The 572-nt window shown below is 57.7% G+C and carries 1 protein-coding gene; it reads right to left on the bottom strand.

Annotated features, from left to right (window positions below):
* Positions 1 to 572: AMP-binding protein (locus tag ABEW32_RS26265; protein WP_430193236.1), on the bottom strand; the 572-nt coding region annotated here is incomplete at both ends.

Below are 572 nucleotides of genomic sequence, written 5' to 3' on the forward strand. Positions count from 1 at the left end.
GCCACATGCTGTGGCGGCAAGGCTTCACCACTGGCAAAGACATGGCGCAGCGTGCCCAGCTTCGCTTGCATCACTTCCCGCGGCTGCTGCTCCACATATTCGAGGAATGCATGCAGCATCGCCGGTACAAAGTGCATCGTGCTCACACCATCGCGGGCAATCGTGTCCACGATCTCTTCCGGGTTCTTTTCTCCGCCGACCGACAGCAGGCTTACCTTCGAGCCGACCATCGACCACCAGAACAGCTCCCATACCGACACGTCGAAGGTGAAGGCCGTCTTTTGCAAGATCGTATCTGCCGCACTCAACCCGTAGCGATTATGCATCCACAAAATCCGGTTCAGCACGGAATGGTGCTCTACCATTACGCCCTTCGGTTTTCCCGTGGAACCGGACGTGTAGATGACGTACGCGACATGGTGCGGCCCGGCCAAGGGCTCCAGATTGGAGCTATCTTCGTGATAAATGTGCTTGCCATCCTGCTCCTGACGATCCAGCACCAGCACTTGGCCATCGAAATTCAGCGAGGCTTGCTCCGCCAGATGCGATTGTGTCAGCACCAGCTTCGCGCC

The sequence above is a fragment of the Paenibacillus jamilae genome (assembly GCF_050482105.1).
GTDB classification, from domain to species: Bacteria; Bacillota; Bacilli; order Paenibacillales; family Paenibacillaceae; genus Paenibacillus; species Paenibacillus jamilae_B.